The sequence below is a fragment of the Acinetobacter sp. ANC_7588 genome (assembly GCF_056783995.1).
In genome coordinates, this window is the sequence record NZ_JBWYIU010000007.1 from 145,602 (window position 1) to 166,933 (window position 21,332).

The 21,332-nt window shown below is 40.0% G+C and carries 17 protein-coding genes; 7 read left to right on the forward strand and 10 right to left on the reverse strand.

Annotated features, from left to right (window positions below; translation table 11 throughout):
- Positions 1-142 precede the first annotated feature (142 nt).
- Positions 143-1,411, reverse strand: coding sequence for a transcription termination factor Rho (gene rho, locus AC1M9J_RS08595; protein WP_035268567.1), 1,269 nt, complete (start codon positions 1,409-1,411; stop codon positions 143-145).
- A 319-nt stretch (positions 1,412-1,730) separates the two neighbouring features.
- Entirely contained in the window at positions 1,731-2,057 is a 327-nt protein-coding gene (gene trxA / locus AC1M9J_RS08600) for a thioredoxin (protein ID WP_035268564.1), read from the reverse strand.
- A gap of 269 nt (positions 2,058-2,326) precedes the next feature.
- Here trxA and ppx point away from each other — a divergent pair, with 269 nt between their 5' ends.
- The 5 genes from ppx to AC1M9J_RS08625 all read left to right on the forward strand — a co-directional run bounded on the left by ppx (position 2,327) and on the right by AC1M9J_RS08625 (position 7,452).
- Positions 2,327-3,847 (forward strand): exopolyphosphatase, encoded by a 1,521-nt coding sequence (ppx, locus tag AC1M9J_RS08605; protein ID WP_035268561.1) that lies wholly within the window; start codon positions 2,327-2,329, stop codon positions 3,845-3,847.
- Positions 3,848-3,914: 67 nt separating this feature from the next.
- On the forward strand, positions 3,915-4,739 hold the full coding sequence (locus AC1M9J_RS08610) for an acetyl-CoA carboxylase carboxyltransferase subunit alpha (protein WP_092768357.1): 825 nt from the start codon (positions 3,915-3,917) through the stop codon (positions 4,737-4,739).
- Positions 4,676-6,028: a tRNA lysidine(34) synthetase TilS gene (gene tilS / locus AC1M9J_RS08615; protein ID WP_481596271.1), complete on the forward strand. Its 1,353-nt coding sequence runs from the start codon at positions 4,676-4,678 to the stop codon at positions 6,026-6,028. Before AC1M9J_RS08610 ends, tilS begins: the two co-directional genes overlap by 64 nt.
- A gap of 21 nt (positions 6,029-6,049) precedes the next feature.
- Positions 6,050-6,880, forward strand: a complete 831-nt coding sequence (gene proC / locus AC1M9J_RS08620; RefSeq protein ID WP_035268555.1) for a pyrroline-5-carboxylate reductase — start codon at positions 6,050-6,052, stop codon at positions 6,878-6,880.
- A gap of 23 nt (positions 6,881-6,903) precedes the next feature.
- Complete coding sequence (locus AC1M9J_RS08625; RefSeq protein WP_481588726.1) at positions 6,904-7,452, forward strand: YggT family protein; 549 nt, start codon at positions 6,904-6,906, stop codon at positions 7,450-7,452.
- 78 nt (positions 7,453-7,530) lie between these two features.
- Here the strand turns inward: AC1M9J_RS08625 and polA are convergent, their stop codons facing one another.
- Positions 7,531-10,290 carry a DNA polymerase I gene (gene polA, locus AC1M9J_RS08630; RefSeq protein WP_481596272.1) on the reverse strand — a complete coding sequence of 920 codons (2,760 nt, stop codon included), beginning with the start codon at positions 10,288-10,290 and terminating at the stop codon, positions 7,531-7,533.
- Between the two features lie 160 nt (positions 10,291-10,450).
- Between polA and AC1M9J_RS08635 the strand changes: the two genes are divergently transcribed.
- A complete protein-coding gene (locus AC1M9J_RS08635) occupies positions 10,451-13,162 on the forward strand; it encodes a DUF2339 domain-containing protein (protein ID WP_481952160.1) in 2,712 nt (903 codons plus the stop codon).
- A 29-nt stretch (positions 13,163-13,191) separates the two neighbouring features.
- Here the strand turns inward: AC1M9J_RS08635 and AC1M9J_RS08640 are convergent, their stop codons facing one another.
- The gene (locus tag AC1M9J_RS08640) at positions 13,192-14,109 is read right to left on the reverse strand and encodes a mechanosensitive ion channel family protein (RefSeq protein ID WP_035268545.1); all 918 of its coding nucleotides are present in this window, start codon (positions 14,107-14,109) and stop codon (positions 13,192-13,194) included.
- Positions 14,110-14,118: 9 nt separating this feature from the next.
- The gene (locus tag AC1M9J_RS08645; RefSeq protein ID WP_092768367.1) at positions 14,119-14,937 is read right to left on the reverse strand and encodes a hypothetical protein; all 819 of its coding nucleotides are present in this window, start codon (positions 14,935-14,937) and stop codon (positions 14,119-14,121) included.
- Positions 14,938-15,037: 100 nt separating this feature from the next.
- On the opposite strand from AC1M9J_RS08645, the gene gspE reads away from it, so the two are divergent.
- Entirely contained in the window at positions 15,038-16,525 is a 1,488-nt protein-coding gene (gene gspE, locus AC1M9J_RS08650) for a type II secretion system ATPase GspE (protein WP_035268540.1), read from the forward strand.
- A gap of 229 nt (positions 16,526-16,754) precedes the next feature.
- Here gspE and AC1M9J_RS08655 read toward each other — a convergent pair whose 3' ends face one another.
- The 5 genes from AC1M9J_RS08655 to AC1M9J_RS08675 form a co-directional block, all read right to left on the reverse strand.
- Positions 16,755-17,180: an organic hydroperoxide resistance protein gene (locus tag AC1M9J_RS08655; protein ID WP_481596274.1), complete on the reverse strand. Its 426-nt coding sequence runs from the start codon at positions 17,178-17,180 to the stop codon at positions 16,755-16,757.
- A gap of 108 nt (positions 17,181-17,288) precedes the next feature.
- A complete protein-coding gene (locus AC1M9J_RS08660) occupies positions 17,289-18,116 on the reverse strand; it encodes a carbon-nitrogen hydrolase family protein (protein ID WP_481596275.1) in 828 nt (275 codons plus the stop codon).
- 38 nt (positions 18,117-18,154) lie between these two features.
- The gene (gene gigB / locus AC1M9J_RS08665; protein WP_035268529.1) at positions 18,155-18,661 is read right to left on the reverse strand and encodes an anti-anti-sigma factor GigB; all 507 of its coding nucleotides are present in this window, start codon (positions 18,659-18,661) and stop codon (positions 18,155-18,157) included.
- Positions 18,662-18,773: 112 nt separating this feature from the next.
- Positions 18,774-19,742, reverse strand: coding sequence for an RsbU family protein phosphatase GigA (gene gigA / locus AC1M9J_RS08670; RefSeq protein ID WP_481596276.1), 969 nt, complete (start codon positions 19,740-19,742; stop codon positions 18,774-18,776).
- A gap of 117 nt (positions 19,743-19,859) precedes the next feature.
- Positions 19,860-20,834, reverse strand: coding sequence for an MlaA family lipoprotein (locus AC1M9J_RS08675; protein WP_481596277.1), 975 nt, complete (start codon positions 20,832-20,834; stop codon positions 19,860-19,862).
- Between the last annotated feature and the right edge of the window lie 498 nt (positions 20,835-21,332).

Consider the following 21,332-nt stretch of genomic DNA (forward strand, 5'->3'; position numbering starts at 1 on the left):
AAAAATAAAGGGAATTAAAATACAAGATGATAAAAATCACATACTTGCAAGAAAAGTTACATTCAAAAGTCGGTATTGTGTATTTATGTAAATGGTGTCAACCCAAATAAAAGGCCATCAATAAATGATGGCCTTTTGCGTATTAGTTGGCAGCTTTGCGTTTCATTTGATCGAAGAAATCATCATTGGTCTTGGTTTCCTTCATGCGATCAAGTAAGAATTCCATCGCAGCAAGTTCGTCCATAGGATGGAGAAGCTTACGTAAAATCCAAACCTTACGTAGTTTATCTTCATCCATGAGACGTTCTTCACGACGTGTACCAGATTTCTTGATATTCATCGCAGGGAATACGCGCTTCTCTGCAATACGGCGATCAAGCGTAATTTCTTGGTTACCTGTACCTTTGAATTCTTCGTAGATGACTTCATCCATTTTACTGCCAGTTTCAATTAAAGCAGTAGAAATGATCGTAAGTGAACCACCTTCTTCGATATTACGTGCAGCACCGAAGAAACGTTTTGGACGTTCTAAAGCGTGGGCATCAACACCACCAGTTAAAACTTTACCTGATGATGGAATAACAGTGTTATATGCACGTGCTAAACGTGTAATTGAGTCAAGCAAAATAACAACGTCTTTTTTGTGTTCTACCAGACGTTTCGCTTTTTCAATCACCATTTCAGCGACTTGAACGTGACGTGCAGGTGATTCGTCAAATGTTGAAGCAACAACTTCACCACGAACGGTACGTTCCATTTCTGTTACTTCTTCTGGGCGCTCATCAATGAGAAGAACGATTAGGAAGCATTCAGGATTATTACGAACAATAGATTGAGCAATGTTTTGGATCAACATTGTCTTACCAGCTTTAGGTGGTGCAACAATAATTGAACGTTGACCTTTACCAATTGGAGCAACTAAATCGACAACACGCGCAGTTAAATCTTCAGTCGAACCATTTCCTAACTCCATCACTAATTGTTCAGTTGGGAATAAAGGCGTTAAGTTTTCGAAAAGAATCTTATTGCGAGAGTTTTCTGGCGTGTCGTAGTTAATTTGATTCACTTTTAAAAGTGCAAAATAACGTTCGCCTTCTTTTGGTGGACGAATCGTACCTGTAATCGTATCCCCAGTGCGCAAATTGAAGCGGCGAATTTGAGAAGGGCTGACATAAATGTCATCTGGACCCGCAAGGTAAGACCCTGCTGCAGAACGTAAAAAACCGAAACCATCAGACAGAATTTCAAGAACACCATCGCCGAAAATTTCTTCACCATTCATAGCATGGCGTTTCAAAATGGCAAAAATAATGTCTTGCTTACGGTTACGTGCCATTCCTTCAAGGCCCATGAACTCAGCAATTTTGATGAGTTCGCCTATCGGTTTTTTCTTGAGTTCAGTTAAGTTCATAAATGGTCGATTGAATTAAAAGGAAGTGTGGAACACAGATAGAATAGAAGCAAAAGACATCCGCAGTGCAAGAAAAGAGCAGCAATTGATTTGCACAATAACAAACTCAGAATCTAGTAAGTTCTTTCGAGGAGAAATGTGTAAACAATTTCTTTAGCCGAGCGGCGATCTTATGTTTTGTGTATTGTAAGAAACGAGGAGAAATTGTCCAAGTGTTTCTTGATCATGCAATATAAGTGAGATATGGCTCTTTGTCAATTTTACCGTCAAAAAAAGCGCCAAAAATTTGACGCTTTCAAGGCAATTAAAATTGAAAGAATTAGATATTTTCTTCAATAAAAGCTGCAAGTTTAGATTTAGGAGCTGCACCAACTTGTTGAGCAACAACTTCACCATTTTTGAACATCAATAAAGCTGGGATATTACGAATATTGTAATTTACAGCAGTTTGTTCGCATGAAGTTACGTCAACTTTTACGATTTTAACCTTACCTTCGTATTCAGTTGCTAAAACTTCAAGTACAGGAGCAATAGCTTTACATGGCGCACACCAGCCTGCCCAAAAATCAACAAGAACTGGCGTGTCAGAATTTAAAACGTCAGCTTCAAAATTAGCATCAGTTGTATTAACAATATTAGCAGACATGGAATTTGCTCCGAATAATTTTTTGAAAACGGTCTATCTATGTATATAAGTATTACATAGACCACTTTAACAAAGTAGGGGATAGGGTTTATTTTCGGACTAAATTCTGTAAATGTCTAATTGATGCTCACGATTTCCATGATCGGTGTAACACAATTGTCATATATGATGATTTTTTAAATAGTCGTTAAATTGACTAAATAAATGGCTTTTAAATTACAGTTATGTGAATTAATCTAGGCACAATTCTGGTTGAACTTAGCGCAACAATGTCTGATTTTTTGATTGATGAAGAACTCCTTGCAGCCATTGATATGGGCTCAAACAGCTTCCACTTGGCGATTGCTCGAGTTGATCATGGTGAGGTAAAAAAAGTCGCATCGATGTCTGAAAAGGTCCAATTGGCCGCAGGTTTAGATGAAAATAAAAATTTGACAGAAGCTGCTCAACAACGTGGTTTAGCATGCTTAGCTCGATTTGTAGGGCGCCTAAGTTCAGTCCAATCCAATCGCTTAAGAATTGTCGCCACCAATGCGTTGCGCCAAGCTAAAAATGGGCATGAATTCATTCAAAAAGCAGCTGAAATTCTGCCTAAACCTATTGAAATTATTGCTGGTCGTGAAGAAGCACGTTTAATTTATTTAGGTGTATCACATACTATGGCGAACAGCGGTCGCCGTTTGGTGATTGATATTGGTGGTGGCTCGACTGAGTTAATCATTGGTGAAGAGTTTGAGCCGATTCATACTGAATCCGTGCAAATGGGATGCGTTGCATTTACGAAGGCCTATTTTGCAGACGGCGATATTAATCCAAAAGCTTTCGATCGTGCGGTGACTGCTGCACGCAAAGAAATCTCGGGTATCGCGACAACTTATCGTGCGGCAGGATGGGATACTGTTGTCGGTTCAAGTGGAACCATTAAAGCCTGTCGTCAAATTGCGGTAAATATGGGCTGGAGCGATGATCAGGAAAACTTGACTCGTGAAGGCTTGGAAAAACTTAAAGATAAATTACTCAAATATAAACATATTTCAGACATGGAATTTGAGGGTCTTAAGGAAGATCGTCGTGCAGTCCTACCTGCGGGTATTGCGATTTTATACGCTGTATTTGAAGTTCTTCAAGTTGATAAGCTGGTCTATTCAGATGGCGCCTTACGAGAAGGTGTAATGTATGATTTGCTCGGGCGCTTCCAGCATGAAGATATTCGAGATCGTAGCGTACAAGCCTTGATGGGGCGTTATGGTGCTGATCAAAAACAAGCAGAACGTGTTGTTGAAACGGCTCAACAATTATTTGATAGCGTGGCAGGAACGCTTGGTCTAAATAATGACGATAGTGATTTGCTACGTCGAGCAGCTTATCTTCATGAAATAGGTTTAGCCATTAGTCATAGTGGTTATCATCGTCATGGCGCATATTTGCTTCAGCATTCTGACATTGCTGGTTTTTCACAAATTGATCAAAATCATTTGTCACATTTGGTCGCTCATCATCGCCGTAAATTGCGTGCTGAAGCAAAAAATGATGTGACGAAAGTCGGTGGAATTAAACTTGTCTATCTATGTTTGCTCCTTCGTCTCGCAATTTTGCTGAATCACAGCCGAAGCGATGAGATGCTTCCTGCCATTGAATTAAAGATATTAGATGAGCAACAATGGCAACTGAAAGTTTCTGGTGATGCAAAACAATGGCCTTTGTTGGTTGCAGAGCTGCATGATGAGCAGGTGCAATTTAAACATTGGGATATCGTTTTGAATATTCAGTCGGAACAATTTATTGGCTAACAGAAGCTGATAAGCGAATTTTATTAGTTAACTACGTCATAGTTAATTTAGGGATATTCATCGACTTATGAAAAATAAAGCTGCTCAATCTAAAGCATGGAAAACGGTTCAAATTGCGCGTCATCCAGATCGCCCACAATTTTTAGATTATGTGAGCGAAATTTTTACAGAATTTGATGCACTTCATGGTGACCGTTTATATGGTGATGATGGTGCAATGGTTGGCGGTTTAGCACGTTTTAATGGTCAGGCTGTGATGGTGGTTGGTCAACATCGTGGTCGTAGTACACGTGAAAAGTTACAGCATAATTTTGGGATGAGTAATCCAGAAGGCTATCGCAAGTCTCAGCGTTTACTTAATATGGCTGAACGCTTTAATCTTCCAGTTTTCACATTTATTGACACCATGGGTGCATACCCTGGTGTAGGTGCTGAAGAGCGTGGACAAGCAGAAGCAATTGCTACGAGTCTAGCTCAACTCTCAAGTTTAAAAGTACCTGTCATCGCGACTGTTCTAGGCGAGGGTGGTTCTGGCGGCGCATTAGGCATTGGCGTTGCAGATCGTGTGATTATGCTCTCTCACAGTATTTACTCTGTGATTTCACCTGAAGGTTGTGCCTCAATTCTTTGGAAAACTGCTGAAAAAGCAGAGCAAGCGAGTGAAGCACTTGCACTCACTGCAGATAAACTGAAAGAACTTGGTATTGTTGAGTATGTTGTAGATGAAGGTGAGGGTGCTCATCTTCAGCCAGACGTAGTCATGGATAAATTAAAACATGTGTTACAAGCTGCACTTGATGAGCTTGTTCCAATGGATGCAAATGCAAGATGCGAAGCACGTTACCAACGTTTAATGAAGTTTGGCAGCGACAATTCAGGTCTAGCTTCTTAAAACAAATTGCCAAATTTGGTGATGAACACACGTTCTTAGTGGGATGTAGTGGCGGCATGGATTCCATGCTGTTGCTGTATCTCATGTCTCAATTAATTCCCCAAAAAATCCGTGCAATTAACATTAACCACCAGTTGCAATCTGCAAATCAGGAATGGGCTGAATTCGTCCATCAATTTTGTATAGCAGCGCACATCCCTGTGGTTCTCGAGACAGTTCAAGTTGCTGAAGGGAATTTGGAACAGCAAGCTCGAGCAGCACGTTATCAGGCTTTTAAACATCATTTATCCGACACAGATATTTTAGTACTGGCACATCATCAGCAGGATCAAGCTGAGACCGTATTATTACGTTTGTTCTCTGGTGCTGGAATACAGGGGTTGTCCGCGATGAAATTATTAGATTCACGTGAAGACATCATTATTTGGCGACCACTATTGAATCTAAGTCGTGAGCAGATTTGCCAATGGGTAGAACAACTCAAATTGCCCTACGTGGATGACCCGACCAATTTTGATACGCATTATGATCGAGCTTGGTGCCGTCATGAGCTTTGGAATATTTTGCAAAGCCGATTCCCAAAAATGCAACAGGCGATTGTGAGAACTAGTGTGCTGATGCAAGATGCGGATGAAATTTTGCAAGAGGTTTTACAGCAAGATTTGGCGTTCTGTGGCGATGATGATCATCTAGATTTACGACAACTCAATCAATTAAGTTTAGCAAGAAGAAGACAACTTTTATCCAATTGGATGAAAGGTAAGGATCAATACCGTCCTGCATTTGAGATGGTAGAGCGGTTGACTGAAGAAGTTATTTTGGCGAAACCTGATGCACAAGCAGCATTGCATTGGAATGGACAATATTATGTTCGTTTCCAAAACATCTTATATCGAGTTGCTAAGGATGAATACTTAGCAGAATCGAATACAACTGATTCAGAAATAAAATTTGAAATCCAGCAAGTTGTAAATTTAGCTTCGGGTCAATTTAAGATCTGCCAACATCAGGAAGAGTATGGTCTGCGTACAAAACTTTTAAATCAGCCTTTGACATTGCATTATCGTCAAGGTGGGGAAAAAGTCCATTTGCATGGACGTGTGGGGAAATGGCCATTAAAAAAAGCAATTCAAGAGGCACAAATTTTTCCATGGAAGCGTCATACTATTCAAATTTTAAGCTTAGATAATGTTATGCTTGGTGTTTTCACGCCAAAAGGGTTTTGGCTGGCTGAATCAGAGTATTGTGAAGTCGGTGGTTGGCAGCCAAAGTTAGTTTCATCGCTATAAAATCAAGGTTGAGAGTCGTTCATGAGTGTTGCGTTAAACTGTAATATTTGTTTCATTGGTGGTGGTAATATGGCTCAAGCCCTAATTGGAGGGTTGATTAGTCGTGGTTTACCAACAACGCGTATTACAGTTTCCGATCCTGTAGAACGTGTGAGAGAGTTATTAAAAGAAAAAGAAATTCAAGTTACAGACAATAATGAAGACGCGATCCAAAATGCTGATGTTGTTGTTCTGGCGGTGAAACCACAAGTACTGGCACAAGTTCTTAAACCGTTAAAAGATAAATTTGAGAATAAGTTAATTGTTTCGATTGTAGCAGGAGCTGAAATTGCAACGATTGCTGCATTAACGGGGACGGAGTTTATCGTTCGTGTCATGCCTAATACACCTGCATTGGTTCAAACAGGTGCCCATGGTTTATATGCTCATGACGTTGTTGACCAAGCAAAGCGTGAATTGGCAAGTCAGATTTTAGCTGCAACAGGCTTAACACTTTGGGTAAACTCAGAAGAGCAAATTGATGCAGTAACTGCGGTATCGGGGTCAGGTCCAGCGTACTTTTTCTATATGATGGAAAGTATGATTCGTGCTGGGAAAAATTTAGGCTTGGATGAGAAAACTGCAACAGCATTAACGCTACAAACAGCTCTCGGTGCTGCACAAATGGCGATCACCAGTTCTAATACGCCATCTGAACTGCGTAGAAATGTGACATCACCAAATGGTACAACTCAAGCGGCCTTGGAAGTTTTTGATCGAGCGCAAATTTCACAGAATATTCAAGCTGCTCTTGCGGCTGCAAAAAAACGCAGTCAGGAGCTCGCTCAGGAATTAAGTGATAGTTCTAAATAATTAAATTTTAGGAAAATTGAAGTATGGGTGCGAACTCTGCGCTATTTTTTGACATTATCATTAATGTTGCGATTTTATTGGTATTTTTCCGTTTTTTAATGCAATTGGCGGCAGTCAGTCCATATAACCCTGTTGTGCTATCGACAGTGAAAGCAACTAAAATTGTAGATGTGTTTGGACGAATCTTGCCAACTGTGGCACAGGGGCGTGTAAATCTAGCAGCTTTAGTGCTGATCGTGTTGTTGTATTTTCTTAAGGTATTTGGCTATAAATATTTAAATGCCTTACCAACAGGCGATGTATTGTACTTTATTGGTTCAACAGTACTTTCAATGTTGCAGGCATTAATTTCGATTCTTAAATATTTACTGTTCGCTTACATCATATGTAGTTGGATTTTGATGTTTTCACAAACACGTTCACCTTATATTGAAGTGATTCAAGAATTAGCTGAACCGATGTTGGCACCATTCCGTAAAGTAATGCCAAATTTAGGGATGATTGATCTATCTCCAATCCTTGCATTCTTTACACTTTATATTGCTGAAATCATGTTGAAATCAATTGGTTAAATCTAGATTACGGATTTTAACAATTTTATAAAAAAGGACTCAAATGAGTCCTTTTTTACAATTTAAGAATCTTAGAAATTAGTGCGCTTCGCCCCAGTTTTTCCCTTTGCCGACTTCAACAACAAGTGGCACAGAGAGTTGAACAACACCTTGCATTGCATCTGCGATTTTAATAGCGATCTCGTCAGCGATCGCTTCATCTACCTCAAACACTAATTCATCGTGAACTTGCAATAATAATTTGGCCTGATCTTTAGGTAAAATTTTATCTACTTCGATCATTGCCATTTTGATAATCTCCGCAGCAGAACCTTGAAGAGGCGCATTAATTGCAGCGCGTTCAGCTGCCTTTCGAATCATCATATTGCGCGCATCGATATCTGGGGTGTATAAGCGTCGCCCTGTAATGGTTTCAACAAAGCCTTGTTCTAATGCGACTTGTCGTGTGCGTTGCATATATTCATAAATGCCAGGATAGCGATGGAAATATTGTTTAATGTAATTTTGAGATTCTTCGCGTGTGAATCCCAACTGACGTGTTAAACCAAACTCAGACATGCCATAAAGTAATCCAAAGTTGACTGCCTTGGCTTGGCGACGTTGATCATTGGTTACATCATCCAAAGCAATATTTAATACTTCTGCTGCAGTACGGCGATGAACATCTTGGCCGTGATTAAACGCGTCAACTAAAGCCTCATCTTGTGAAAAATGTGCCATAAGACGTAGTTCAATTTGTGAGTAATCGGCAGCAAGTAAAACCCGACCTTCAGGTGCAACAAAAGCTTTTCGGATTTGACGACCGATCTCTTCGCGAATTGGAATATTTTGAAGATTAGGATCAGTAGAAGATAATCGTCCAGTTGCGGTTAAAGCTTGATGGTAGCTGGTATGAACACGATGACTTTCGTTATTGGCTTGTTTGATTAAACCGTCAGTATAGGTGCTTTTTAATTTAGACAAGCCACGATATTCTAAAATAAGTGCAGCGATCGGGTGATCAATTTTCTCAAGAATGCTTTCGCTAGTACTGTATTGACCTGTTGAAGTTTTCTTACCACCTTTTAAACCTAACTTATCAAAAAGAATATCACCCACCTGCTTAGGTGAGCTGACATTAAAAGGTTGACCAGCGATTTCGATAATCTGATTTTCTAACTCTAGAATTGTATTAGAAAATTCTTGACCCAATTGATCGAGGAAACTCAAATCGAGCTGAATTCCATTTTCTTCCATCGTCGTCAGAACTGCAGCTGTCGGCATTTCGATTTGATGAAGAATATTGAGAAGCTCTGGGATTTCTTTAAGCTTACGCTCCAATACCTCATACAAACGATAGGTTACATGGGCATCTTCAGCGGCATAATGAGCTGCTGTTTCGATTTCAATTTGATTAAAGGTTTTTTGTTTAGCACCTTTGCCCGCCACTTGTTCGTAAGTGGTGGTTAAGTGGCTAAGATAAACGCGCGCAACGTCATCCATACCATGGCGCGTCGCCACAGCATTGAGCACGTACGAGGCAAGCATGGTGTCAAAGTACCAGCCTTGTAAATGAATTCCATGATTTTCGAGAATATGAGCATCATATTTTAAATGATGACCAATCTTCTCAATCTCAGCATTTTCTAAAATTGGTTTGATTTGCGCAAGAATAGCGTCGCGATCCAATTGCTCTGGAGCACCTTCATAATCGTGAGCAAGCGGAACGTAATATGCATCTTGGGCATCAAATGCCACAGAGAAGCCTACCATCTCTGCAACACGATAATCTAAACTTGTGGTTTCAGTATCGAAAGCAAAGCGTTTCTCAGTAGTCAATCTTTGAAAGAGTTTTTCCCAATCCGCTGGTGTTAAAACGGTATGGTAAGTTGCCTCGCCAAGCTGATCATCTACACTAGTTTGAACCGCTTGGTCTTCGATTTTCGATGTTGCAGTACTCGGTTTTGCGATAACTTGACTTGATTGTTTATACGCAGCACTATTTGGATTGTTGGGATGATCTAGAGACTGAAGTTGATTTCTAAACTCAAGTTCGGTGTAAAGCTGACGTAACTCTGCAACATTTGGATCTCGGAGTTTAAGATCATCGTAGGTCAGATTCATGTCTAAGTCACAAACAATACTTGCTAGCTGATGATCTAGCGCAATACCATCTGCATTGTCTTTAATATTTTGGCCTACTTTGCCTTTAATTTTATCGACATTTTCAAGAATTCCGCCTATTGAACCATATTCATTCAGCAGTTTAGCCGCAGTCTTTGCCCCGATACCAGGAACGCCCATGATGCCGTCAGAGGCATCTCCCATGAGGGTTAAATAATCAATAATTTGGTTCGGCCAAACACCAAACTTTTCAAAAACGCCATTCACATCCATGGGCTTGTCTTTAAAACTGTCTTCAAGTGTCACTTTGTCCGTGACCAATTGAGCCATGTCTTTATCGCCTGTGGAAATCAAGACTTGATAGCCTTCTTTTTCTGCACGTTTTGCCAGCGTACCGATGATATCATCGGCTTCCGCACCAGGTATGGCATGGAGTGGGATACCTAAAGCACGAATTAAATTATGTAAATACGGAATTTGTTGAGCGAGTTCGTCAGGCATGCTCGGTCGATCCCCTTTATATATTGGGGAAAGTTGATGACGGAAAGTTGGTTCAGGTGTGTCAAAAATGACAGCCATGTGTGTAGGTTGAACACGACGCATTAATTTTTGGATAGCAGAAATAGCTCCGCGAATTGCGTTGGTTTGTAAACCTGTTGACGTCGTTAGCGGTGGTAGTGCGTGATAAGCACGAAATAAAAAATATGACCCATCGACCAAGACAAATGGTGGCATTGAAACGTTCCTAATCCAATTAACTTTTTTATTGTACGTGATTTTCAGCAGTTGCGCTGATACAAGATTTGCAATCAAGTGTACAGAATATGCGATGAAAAACGCAAAATGCCAATTCTTGCTGAGGTATCATCAATCTAGTTAAAAAGGAATGATGTGTATGCTGAAGCAACATAGTGAAATAAAAATGATTTGGTTGATGCTACTCATCATAGTAGCGATCAGTGCTTGGGTTCTAGCGTTGCCGATCATTACGTTTTTATGTGTTGCTGCATTGATCATAAGTGTTATGCAATATGCCCATCATGTTGAAAAACCGCTTACCAACATTGAGCAACAGACTCATTATTCGAAGCAGAATACATCACGATTGCCCTTATATATTTCGTCATTTCTTGCACTAATTGGCAGCTTGTTCGATTGGACATGGTTGGTTGGATTAGGTTTAACACTCTGGATTTATTTTTTTCTAAACTGGTTGCGCCAACTTGAGGGACGATTAATTCAAATCGGTGCTTTGCAGGAAAAGCTAATAAAACTAGATCGAGACGATCAGACCAGCACCACAAGTATTTTACAAGATTCAGAGGGAATCCAGACAAATCAGCAGCATGATTTGGGTTTTTGGATGCAAATCAGACGATGGATCTTTCATGGGAATCCTGTTCTCAAAGTTGCGATTACCGTCCTAGTGATTGGGGTCGTCTTATTATTGAGATATATGGTTGAACATTGGACCTTAAGTCTTTCAATCAAACTTTTGGCTGTTGCTGTCATCGCCGTCATATGTGTTGCCTTTGGTTATCATATACAGAAAAAAAACCGCGGCTTTGGTCTTGCTTTACAAGGACTGGGTTTTGCGGGATTGTTATTAAGTATTCTATTTGCTTATCACTATAATCTGTTAAATCTCATTAATACGATTACGCTTTACAGCTTGAGCATGCTGTCGTTGGTCATGCTGATTTTAAAACAGCGGTCAGTGGAGCTTTCCCTGATGGGAGTTTTGGTTGCTTATATTGCACCGTTCACATTACCTCATGCAGATTTTTCCTCAGCTCAATTACTGTCTTATTATCTAGCGGTCAATTGTGTTGTAGGTGTAATTTGTACATTACATCCATGGAAAATACTCACTCAAATAGCGTTGCTGCTCATTATTGTTATCGGTGGTGGTTATGCCTTTTTGAATGGCGGTGTTGCAGAGAGATTCGTTTTATCCTGTCTAGTTATTGCACATGCGAGTGTATTTATTTGGTTGGGTTTCAGATTTAACCAGCTCGCTACACATCAAAATCAAGCTCATTTAGGTCAGCGTATTATTGACTCCGCATTGATGTATGTCAGTCCCTTGGTCGCATATGCATTTTTACATCTCATGTATTTAGATCAAACATCGGTTCAAATTGCCTTGTGTTTGGGTTTTGCATTGACTCACTTTGCGATTTTTAAAGTTGTGCAGCATGCGAAATTTGATACGGCGATTAAACAAAATTATTTAATGTTAGGTTTTATTTTTCTAAGTTTTGTCCCGCCGATCTTGATCCCACAAGTATGGAGTGTGATCGGGTGGATTTTTGAAGGACTGCTTATTTTAATGTGGGGTTTGCATCGTGAGTTTAGGGTAGGGCGAACATTAGGTTATGCGTTGTTAACAGTTGGATTATTTTCGTATTTATACTATTTGATCAAGTTAGCATCAATTCCAAATATCATCCCATGGTTACTAGGTCTAAGTTATATCCTTGCGATTGTGGTCTCCAATGTTGTCATGCGTTATCAAAAACAGCTGACACTGTCAGATAAAATTTTCCTGTCTATTTTTTCTTTTTTTGCGAGTCTTTTACTGCTTTATCAAGGTGTGGAAAGTTTTAGTGAACCGATGAGATTAATCTACACACTTGCATTCACAACTGCGATTTATTTTGCTGCTAATTTAGTCTTACAACCGCGCCAAGTAGTCTCATGGTCATGGTTATTACCAAAATGGTTGGGGCTGATTCCTATTGTAGTGTTCGCAGCTATTATGCTGATCGATCAATACACTCAAGGAGTCATCGTCTGGCAGTCATTTGGTGAGCAAGGCTTGTTTATCTTGGTTTGCTTGGGCCTGAGCTATCTGTGGTTAAAACCAATTTCAAATGCTCAGTACGAAAATGAATGGATCGCCTTTGGTGGACTCGCTTCTTTAGCTTGTGCCAGTGTGGGTGTAGTTTCAATGTCACCTATGATGGGAGCTGTTCTTTTACCTTTGATACTTTATGGCTATAGTGTTTCTAAAACAACAGACTTGAATAAGCTTTGGTTAACTAAGACTAGCCTCATTTTATTGTTGTGCTGGATTGTCAGCTCACAAATTTGGGTGGTAGAACCCTTTTGGAAATATTTTATCCCAATCTTAAACCCTATTGATTTCGTCAGTCTGACTGGTTTGTGGGTGCTTATTCAGGTGCTTCGCAGTCAAATCAGAATGGGGCTAGAGCGAACACTTGGCGCATTCTTGATCTTACTCGCTGTGCTATGGGTAAGTAGTTATGTACTTCTTAGAGCCTTACATTTTTATTTTGCTACACCTTATAACCAGTGGATCATTTGGCAAGATTCTGCAGTGCAATTGGCGTTGACATTATTGTGGGTGGTCATGGCATTCATTGTGATGAAATATGCCGCTATCATCCATAATCGAGTGGTATGGATGTTTGGTGCAAGTATTTTGGCGATCGTGACTTTTAAGTTGGTGTTGTTAGATTTATCCCATATCGGCACTCTAAGTCGAGTTTTATCATTTTTAGGCGCGGGAGGATTAATGTTGATTATTGCGTACATCGCTCCAGCGCCAGAGCAAAAACGAGTAGAAGAGACTAATGCTTGATCCTGAGATCAAGCATTAACCTTAATTCATTATAATTTAGGCTCTCTTTTGATTTCCTTAGCATTGGCGTATTGGTCTATTTCCTCATCTGTTAACGAGGGTTGTGGAGGGCGATCAACAAAACCCATTTTAGGTACAGGAATTTCAATATGGTGATCAACAAAACCGTTTCGAATCCTCTCTTGCATTTCATCACGCACTTTTAAAAAGTTTTCCTGTTGGCACCAAATGGCGAATAACAATTCGATTGAAGATTCACGGAATGCGGTTACCGTTACAGCAGGTTTGGGATCTGCTAACACTAAAGGATAGCTGTTTGCCACTTTTAATAAAACTTCTCGTACTTTAATGATGTCTTCATGAAAGTTGATTGCAAGTGTAATGGGGATGCGCCGTATCGGGAATTTAGAAAGGTTGTGTACGGGAGCACGAATTAATTGCTCATTAGGTAAACGGACATAGACATTATCTTGAGTCAGTAATTTCACAGACAGTAAATCAATGGAGATCACTTCGCCTTCGATGGTATGTCCACGAATTAACGTAATTTGAATGGTGTCACCAATTTCAAAAGAACCTTCACCAATCAAGAATAAACCGCTAATCAAGTTCGTCGCAGAGGTTTGGGAGGCAAAACCCAGCGCTACGGTCAAGATACCAGCAGCACCTAGAAATACACTTAATTTAAAACCTGCTTCTTTTAAACTCGCCATCACAAAGATGAGGAAAATAAAATAAAAAATACCGCGCCGCCATACCAAACGCTGATGAGCATTAAATTTGGCGCCGATCGTTCTAACAAAAGTATTGGAAACGACTCGAGCAAAAAGGAATCCAATAAAGCAAAGCACAATCGCAATAATAATTTCAGTTAAGCGATCCGTATTGATATTGGTAAATATACTTTTGAGGCTATCAGCAATGGTGCCGGTAAGACTATCTGCCATATGCCCCCCTTAGAAGAATGAATCAAACATGTTAAATAAAGTACTACCTGGGGCACGTGCTGGATTGACATAAATTACATCACCTGCCAATGGTGGGGTGCGATTTTCAATACGAATACGTGCTGGTCGATCCATCCCTTCGTGAATGACTTTAATTTGTGACGTCCATAATCGCTCTGTACTTTCACTATAAAACAAAGGTAGGGCAGGAACAGGTACATTCATTCGATCGAAACGGAGTTGATGTCCACTGACATTGTGAAAGTCAATTGGAGTGACTGCACGAAATGCACGTGGACGAAGTTGTTTGAGTTCTGTTCGACCATCAACTGAAGTGGCGTAACACATTTCACCACTGCGTTGATCAGGTCCGAACCATGTATCTTTAGGCATAATGACCGGTATATCGAATAATGGGGTCTTTTGACTTTCGACATAACCTGAAAGCCACAGAGGGGTACTAATATAAAGCGTGCCACGTTGACCAGCTGGAATGTATATTGGGTCTACAGGACGGATCACCACAGATCGATCTGCAAGACGTGGTATCAATTGAATTTTAGGGTGAGTTTCCCTGAACATGTAACGTTCAACATGTACTGGACGAGGAAATGAAAAATGGGGGTCATCCATTTCCTGCCACTTTTGTTCGTAGTCGTATTGAATTTGAGGACGGTAGTACTCCATGCGCCATTCTTGTAAGCCACGAGTGAGTCGAAAGAGCAATGAACCAAATTGCCAAGCACGCACTTGATTGAGTTCAAAATGCTGCTCACCCCACCATCTTAAAGTCGAAGGGTTTTGCTCAAGTTTCTGATCTAGAGACAATAGGGAATATCCTTAAGTAAATTCATTAAAAAAACTGTCTTCACGCTGTCAAATGCTTAGAGTACACTCGAGGTAATTTTAATCATGATTATCATCCCTTATGCAAGTACTTAAACAAATACAAATACCGTATAGTTTTGCAAAAAAGCATGGCGTTTTGTTGCGTTATGAAGGGGATCAAGTTTTTATTGTCCGTCGTCAAGATACTGCTTTGGTTGCTTTGCAAGAAGCACGCCGTTACGTGGGGCGTACAGCCCAATATCAATTGGCGACTGAACAAGATTTTAGTCAGTTACTCAGTTCAAGTTATGCTGGCGAGACAGGCGAGTCTCAGCAAGTGGCTGCTGGTTTAGAAGATCATCCTGACTTGTTAAGTTTAGCCGATCAAGTACCTGAAGCAGAAGATCTGATGGATCAGGAAGACGATGCTCCGATTGTTAGATTGATTAACGCATTATTGTCCGAAGCCATTCGAGTGAGTGCATCAGATATACATATTGAAGCTTTTGAAAAAAAGTTATCGGTTCGTTTACGTGTTGATGGGCAACTTCGAGAAATCGTGCAACCACGTCGTGAACTTGCCCCATTGTTAGTTTCACGTATTAAAGTAATGGCAAAACTTGATATTGCTGAAAAGCGAATTCCTCAGGATGGTCGTATCTCTTTACGACTGGCAGGTCGTGAGGTGGATGTCCGTGTTTCGACTTTACCCTCTTCACATGGTGAGCGCGTAGTAATGCGTCTTTTAGACAAGCAAGCAGGTCGTTTAAATATGACCCATTTGGGTCTGATGAAAGATGATTACGAGCGATTAACCCAATTAGTGCATCGTCCTCACGGTATCATTCTCGTGACCGGACCGACAGGTTCTGGTAAAACTACGACACTTTATGCTGCACTCTCGGATTTAAATGACGGATCTAAGAATATTTTGACCGCGGAAGATCCAATTGAATATCAACTTGAAGGTATTGGACAAACTCAGGTTAACACTAAAGTGGATATGACATTTGCGCGTGCATTGAAAGCGATGCTTCGTCAAGATCCAGATGTGGTGATGGTGGGGGAGATCCGAGATTTAGAAACTGCAGAAATTGCTGTGCAAGCATCCTTGACGGGTCACTTGGTATTGTCGACGTTGCATACCAATACTGCGATTGGTGCAGTGACGCGTTTAAAAGACATGGGAATTGAGCCATTTCTTCTGTCGAGTTCTTTAATTGGTGTGATTGCGCAACGATTGGTTCGTACTTTGTGTTCGCACTGTCATAGTTGGCGTGCCGCGGATGACTTTGAAAAAGAAATTTTTAAGAATGTCCATGATGGTACTGCGCTCAATCTGCCTCAACCAGAGGGGTGTGAACATTGTGCGCATACAGGTTTTAGTGGTCGTACCGCCATTTATGAAATCGTCCCTGTTGATGATGGAATGCGCCGTCTGATTCACGGGAATGCTGCAGAGTTTGAAGTTGAAAACTATGCTCGCCAGCAGTCAGGTTCGATACGTGATGATGGATTACGAAAGGTGCTTGAAGGTAAGAGTACATTAGAGGAAGTACTTCGAGTAACAAACGAAGCGGCGGAGTGATTCAGAGATTATTTAATAATTCTCGATAAAACGAAGAAGCACTGATTTGAAATTAAGCCCGAAAGCTGAGGATTCAACAAAAGAGCCCAATCGGAGATGAAAAGGGCTTTTTTTATATGGTTAAATAACTGATTTTAAATGGGTTCTAACATGAACTTAACCTACAACGCTAAAAAAGCTGAGATGCAATATGCATATCAGCGTGATTTTTAGGATTGAAACAACTGGATCAAACAATCACATTCAAGGTCACATCAATATTGCCACGTGTTGCATTTGAATATGGACAAACGATATGAGCAGCATCTACTAGCTTTTGAGCTTGCTCTTTATCCAAGCCTTCCAGATGAATATTTAAAGTGGTTGCTATTCCAAAACCAGTTGGAATAGGACCAATACTCACTTCACCTTCAATATAAGCATCTGGTGTGATTTTCAATTTATCGCGGTTGGCAACAAATTTCATCGCACCTAAGAAACATGCAGAATAACCAGCAGCAAATAATTGCTCTGGATTTGTTCCACCACCGGGACCACCCATTTCTTTTGGTACAGCGAGCTGAACATCTAAAATTTGATCTGATGATGTAGCACGACCATCACGCCCACCAGTAGCTTTTGCATGTGCGGTATAAACAACTTTTTCTAATGACATGATTCCTTCCAGATAGAGTATAGGTGAATATCTATACTCTCTGATTTAAAAGGAATGATAAGCGGTAATTTTGTAAAGCTTGGTATTCAATTTTTATGTGCGAGCAGGTCAAAGCTGAATAAGTTTACGATGCTGAATTAATGGCATCGATTCTCTAATTTTTTTCTGTTCATCGATGTCAAAAGGAACTGTAATCATTTGAGCACCTTCTTTAGAGATGATATCTAACAATTGACCACGAGAATTCGCAGCACCAGAGTGACCCCAGGTTTGTCTTTTTTCACCGTGCCACCCTTGTTGAGCTGAGCCTAAAACTTGGCATTGACTATCCATGGCACGAGCTTGTAAAAGTAATTGCCAGTGCATTTGACCTGTCGTGTAAGTAAAAGCAGAAGGTGCTGTTAAAATATTTGCGCCTTGTGCGCGCAGCTTTAAAGCAAGTTCAGGAAAACGAAGGTCATAGCAGACCATTAAACCAATATTGCCAAATGGAGTTTTAGCAATGACGGTTTGATCACCTGGTTCAAAAAACTTAGATTCTTGATATCCACCTACCGCATCACCGACTTGAACATCGAATAAATGAATCTTGTCATAACGTGCTTCTGTCTTTTCAGGGCTAATACAAAGACTGGTTGTTCTGACACGACCATCTGGCACAATGGTGCCGTCTGGGCGAAAAGGACAGGGGAGTGTCCCAGCAACAATCCACATTTGATATTGATGAGCAAGTTGTTCTAAACGAGATTGTATTTCTTCAAATCGTTCAGCAGTCTCACGCTGTTTGCCTGCCGCAAAACAAACGAAATTCTCCGGGAAAACGATCAAGGAGGCCCCTTGATTCTTACTTTTTGCTAACAATGATTCAATGACTTGAAAGTTATTTTCAATATCATTTTGGGAGTTCATTTGGGTGACAGAAAGTAAGGTTGTCATGAGGTTCTCCTTAAGCGCTCAGTATGCTTAAGAGAATATCAGATGCTGTGATCGATGGTATCTTGTTGTTGTTCTAATTGCTTAACCAAAGGCTCGAACATATTTTGGTTATCAGCATTTAATTTCATTAATGTACGATGAGCATCTAATACAGTTGAAAGCATTGCATTATGTGTGATGTGTTCGTCCAATAAAGCGCGCGTGCACACATTCGGATCTCCGCAATAGTTTAAAATTACGAAAACCTGACCAAGACCCATACTGTTCGCAAGTGTAGTGATATCTGGGTTAGTAGATAACATAACAGCTTGAACTTGATGCACTTGTTTGAGCTTTAATCCTAGTTTTGCGAGGATTCCAAGCACAGTACTGTCTATGAATGTAGTTTGGGTTAAATCAACAATTGCGCCTACGACGTTTTGTTGTTGTTCAATCCGAGATAATAATTTATCAAGGCTTATACAAGATTGAGCGCGCACTTCTCCAATGAGTTTGAAAATGTGCGTACCATCCAAGCTTGCATATTCAACATGACCTGTTGACATATAAATGCCATTTGCAGAAAGGATGCTAAAATTATCACATAGCGCAAGTCGATACTCAAGTAGTCTTCAGTCGTAGATCGATTTATAAACAGCTACACTATTGATTATTAACTTAATTTAGGCGTTGGAAGCTGAGTATTGCAATATCATCTGCAACATGTTCAGGAACTTCGAATGATTGATTTTGCAAGTGATAGACCAATTGTTTGAATTGTTCATTCAATCCACCATCAAAAGGTTCAAGTGCACCATCTGAGCAAATAATAAAACGAGCTCCACGATTCAACGTACATTCAAACTCTTCAATTTCGAGATCTTCAGTAAGACCTAAGGGAAAGCTGCTGGTGTTGAGGATGCGAGCATCCTGATTAGGTTCAAAGATAATTGCTGGAGGGTAATGCCCTGCGCTTGACCACTTAAGCTGGTGGGTCTCTAGATTCAATGTGCCTGCAATCATTGTAATATGTTTTTCGATGTTCTCTTGTAAAAGCATGCCATTAAGTTTTTTGAGGAGTTCTCGTGGGGTTTTCGATCTACCGTGAAATGCAGCCATCCAAGAGGTAAGAAGTGAGCTTGTTACACCATGTCCAGAAACATCCGCGAGATAAAATAAGATTTCACGATCACTGAGTTTCCAATAATCATACCAATCACCAGATAAGTAAGCTGACGGTTGAAATAAAGTCTCGACTTTATAATTAAGTAGGTCGATTGGGTTGGGTAATAGTTTTTTTTGTAATTCGGCTGCGGAGGGCAGGTCGCGGCTGTCCTGATTACGTTTGTATTTTGCTTCAATTTTAGCAATCGATTTTGCGAGGTCTTTTGGAAGACGATCCCAAATCCAGCCAGCGAGTGCACCAAGTTCCCATGCTTGCGAGAGTTGAAGTCCCTCATCTGCATGACCTATCACGATCGTAGGGAGGGTCCATTTATATTGCAGAAAATCATTAACATCACTAATGGCAATGATGGTTGAATCGTAAAGATGAAGATCATCTATATGAATCATTTGTAAACTCGGCAGAGCCTCTAGAACGCTATCTAGAAGATGGATGTCACGAGTGGGTTGAATGAAATACATAGATGAAAGAATCAATCCTAAATGCTTTATTTATAAAATTATCTTAGACGAACTTATATCGAACGCCAAGTTAAAGTCTAAAAACAGAAGATTTAGACTTTAACTTGCATATGGTTTCTATTCGGATTCCATAGACTCATCCATGAAGGATTCATCATCTGAAAAATCATCTTCAATAAATAGTCCAGAACCCGTTTCTAAACCGCGTTTTTCAGCAATAACATAGTTTTTTCGTTGTAAGTAGGCATCACGCATTGCTGCATACTTGTCACCTTGCAAGACTTGTTCAATCTCTAAAAGTTGAGCACGTGTATCTAATGCGCTAAGTGCCCAGTCACTATAATAGATGCGATCATGACCATCGAGTAAATATTTTTGAGGGCGTGCCTGACTATCCACTACGCGACCAACAGTATCACGGAGGGTACTTGGTCCCATAAAAGGAAGAACGAGGTAAGGACCAGAAGGGACACCGTAATAGCCTAGAGTAGTTCCAAAATCCTCATCTTCCATTGGGAGAGATAAGCGACGTGCAGGATCAGCGAAACCAAGCGTTGTAATTGTATTTAATGTAAAACGACCAAACGTTTGTGCGGCACGTTTAAAGCGACCTTGAGCAACCTGATTTACAGCATTCCATGGCTCACCCAAATTGTCTCGGAAGCCACGTACTGAATCTCTAACTTGTTCTGGAACTTTATCAGCGTACTGCACGGCTATGGGGCGCAAGACATTTTGATCGACAACATCATTAAATGCGTAGATTTGTCTGTTTAAAGGTTGAAGTGGATCTTTTTCATTTTCAGGTAATGCTGCTGTTGCATTGACTTTGAAATTAACAATTTTTAAATTTTTTAAATCTTTGATAGATCCATTGGTGTTAACTGAATTTTCTAAAGCTGGTTGTGAAGCCTTAGCAATATCGTTGTTTAAAGGTTGGTTATTATCATTTGAGGTAGACAACTTGTCAGATGTTGATAATGCAGTATCGTCAGCAATTTTATTGCCTGCAATCTCAGGTTGTTTGGCGTAAGCGGGTGCTGCTAAACCAATACTTAACATACTGACCCAAATAAGTTGAGAGTACTGCATAAAAACATCCTAGAATAAAAGCTGAATATTAGTCTTATTAAATAAATAGTAAGTACGAACAGAATAACGCCATTATAGCGAGAGTTGAAAGCAGTTTACTAAAGTATATTTGCACAAAAAATGTGAATTAACCGTGAAAAAAGAGTGATTTTGTAGAAAATATAATCACTTGTTAAGAAAATATAATTAAATTTTAAAAAAGAGGTTGCATTGGATATGAAATACTGTAGAATGCACATCCATCGGCGGTGATGTTGATTAAAACTTGTTGAAAAACAAGGGTTTAGCTGAATAGGTTGGATCTAAGTTTTGAGAATGAGTTAGAAAATAAATTAACATTTCTAGTTGACTTTCTGAAAAGAAAGGGTAATATAGCCGACCTAGCTTGATGCTGACGAAGCATTGAGAAGATCATTAAGAGATTATGAAGAACAACTTGTGTGGATTTTTACTGGTTGATTGATCGATATATATTATCATTAATAATTGGTAGAAATT

What these genes read in the sequence shown, in the direction of transcription:
- gigB (WP_035268529.1), bottom strand. Translation starts at nt 18,661, where the DNA reads ATGTCAACAGGTCATGTTGAATATGCAAGCTTGGATGGTACGCACATT.
- gigA (WP_481596276.1), bottom strand. Translation starts at nt 19,742, where the DNA reads ATGTATTTCATTCAACCCACTCGTGACATCCATCTTCTAGATAGCGTT.
- AC1M9J_RS08655 (WP_481596274.1), bottom strand. Translation starts at nt 17,180, where the DNA reads ATGTCATTAGAAAAAGTTGTTTATACCGCACATGCAAAAGCTACTGGT.
- tilS (WP_481596271.1), top strand. Translation starts at nt 4,676, where the DNA reads ATGCGAAGCACGTTACCAACGTTTAATGAAGTTTGGCAGCGACAATTC.
- proC (WP_035268555.1), top strand. Translation starts at nt 6,050, where the DNA reads ATGAGTGTTGCGTTAAACTGTAATATTTGTTTCATTGGTGGTGGTAAT.
- AC1M9J_RS08660 (WP_481596275.1), bottom strand. Translation starts at nt 18,116, where the DNA reads ATGACAACCTTACTTTCTGTCACCCAAATGAACTCCCAAAATGATATT.
- AC1M9J_RS08610 (WP_092768357.1), top strand. Translation starts at nt 3,915, where the DNA reads ATGAAAAATAAAGCTGCTCAATCTAAAGCATGGAAAACGGTTCAAATT.
- rho (WP_035268567.1), bottom strand. Translation starts at nt 1,411, where the DNA reads ATGAACTTAACTGAACTCAAGAAAAAACCGATAGGCGAACTCATCAAA.
- gspE (WP_035268540.1), top strand. Translation starts at nt 15,038, where the DNA reads ATGCAAGTACTTAAACAAATACAAATACCGTATAGTTTTGCAAAAAAG.
- trxA (WP_035268564.1), bottom strand. Translation starts at nt 2,057, where the DNA reads ATGTCTGCTAATATTGTTAATACAACTGATGCTAATTTTGAAGCTGAC.
- ppx (WP_035268561.1), top strand. Translation starts at nt 2,327, where the DNA reads ATGTCTGATTTTTTGATTGATGAAGAACTCCTTGCAGCCATTGATATG.
- AC1M9J_RS08635 (WP_481952160.1), top strand. Translation starts at nt 10,451, where the DNA reads ATGCTGAAGCAACATAGTGAAATAAAAATGATTTGGTTGATGCTACTC.
- AC1M9J_RS08625 (WP_481588726.1), top strand. Translation starts at nt 6,904, where the DNA reads ATGGGTGCGAACTCTGCGCTATTTTTTGACATTATCATTAATGTTGCG.
- polA (WP_481596272.1), bottom strand. Translation starts at nt 10,290, where the DNA reads ATGCCACCATTTGTCTTGGTCGATGGGTCATATTTTTTATTTCGTGCT.
- AC1M9J_RS08675 (WP_481596277.1), bottom strand. Translation starts at nt 20,834, where the DNA reads ATGCAGTACTCTCAACTTATTTGGGTCAGTATGTTAAGTATTGGTTTA.
- AC1M9J_RS08640 (WP_035268545.1), bottom strand. Translation starts at nt 14,109, where the DNA reads ATGGCAGATAGTCTTACCGGCACCATTGCTGATAGCCTCAAAAGTATA.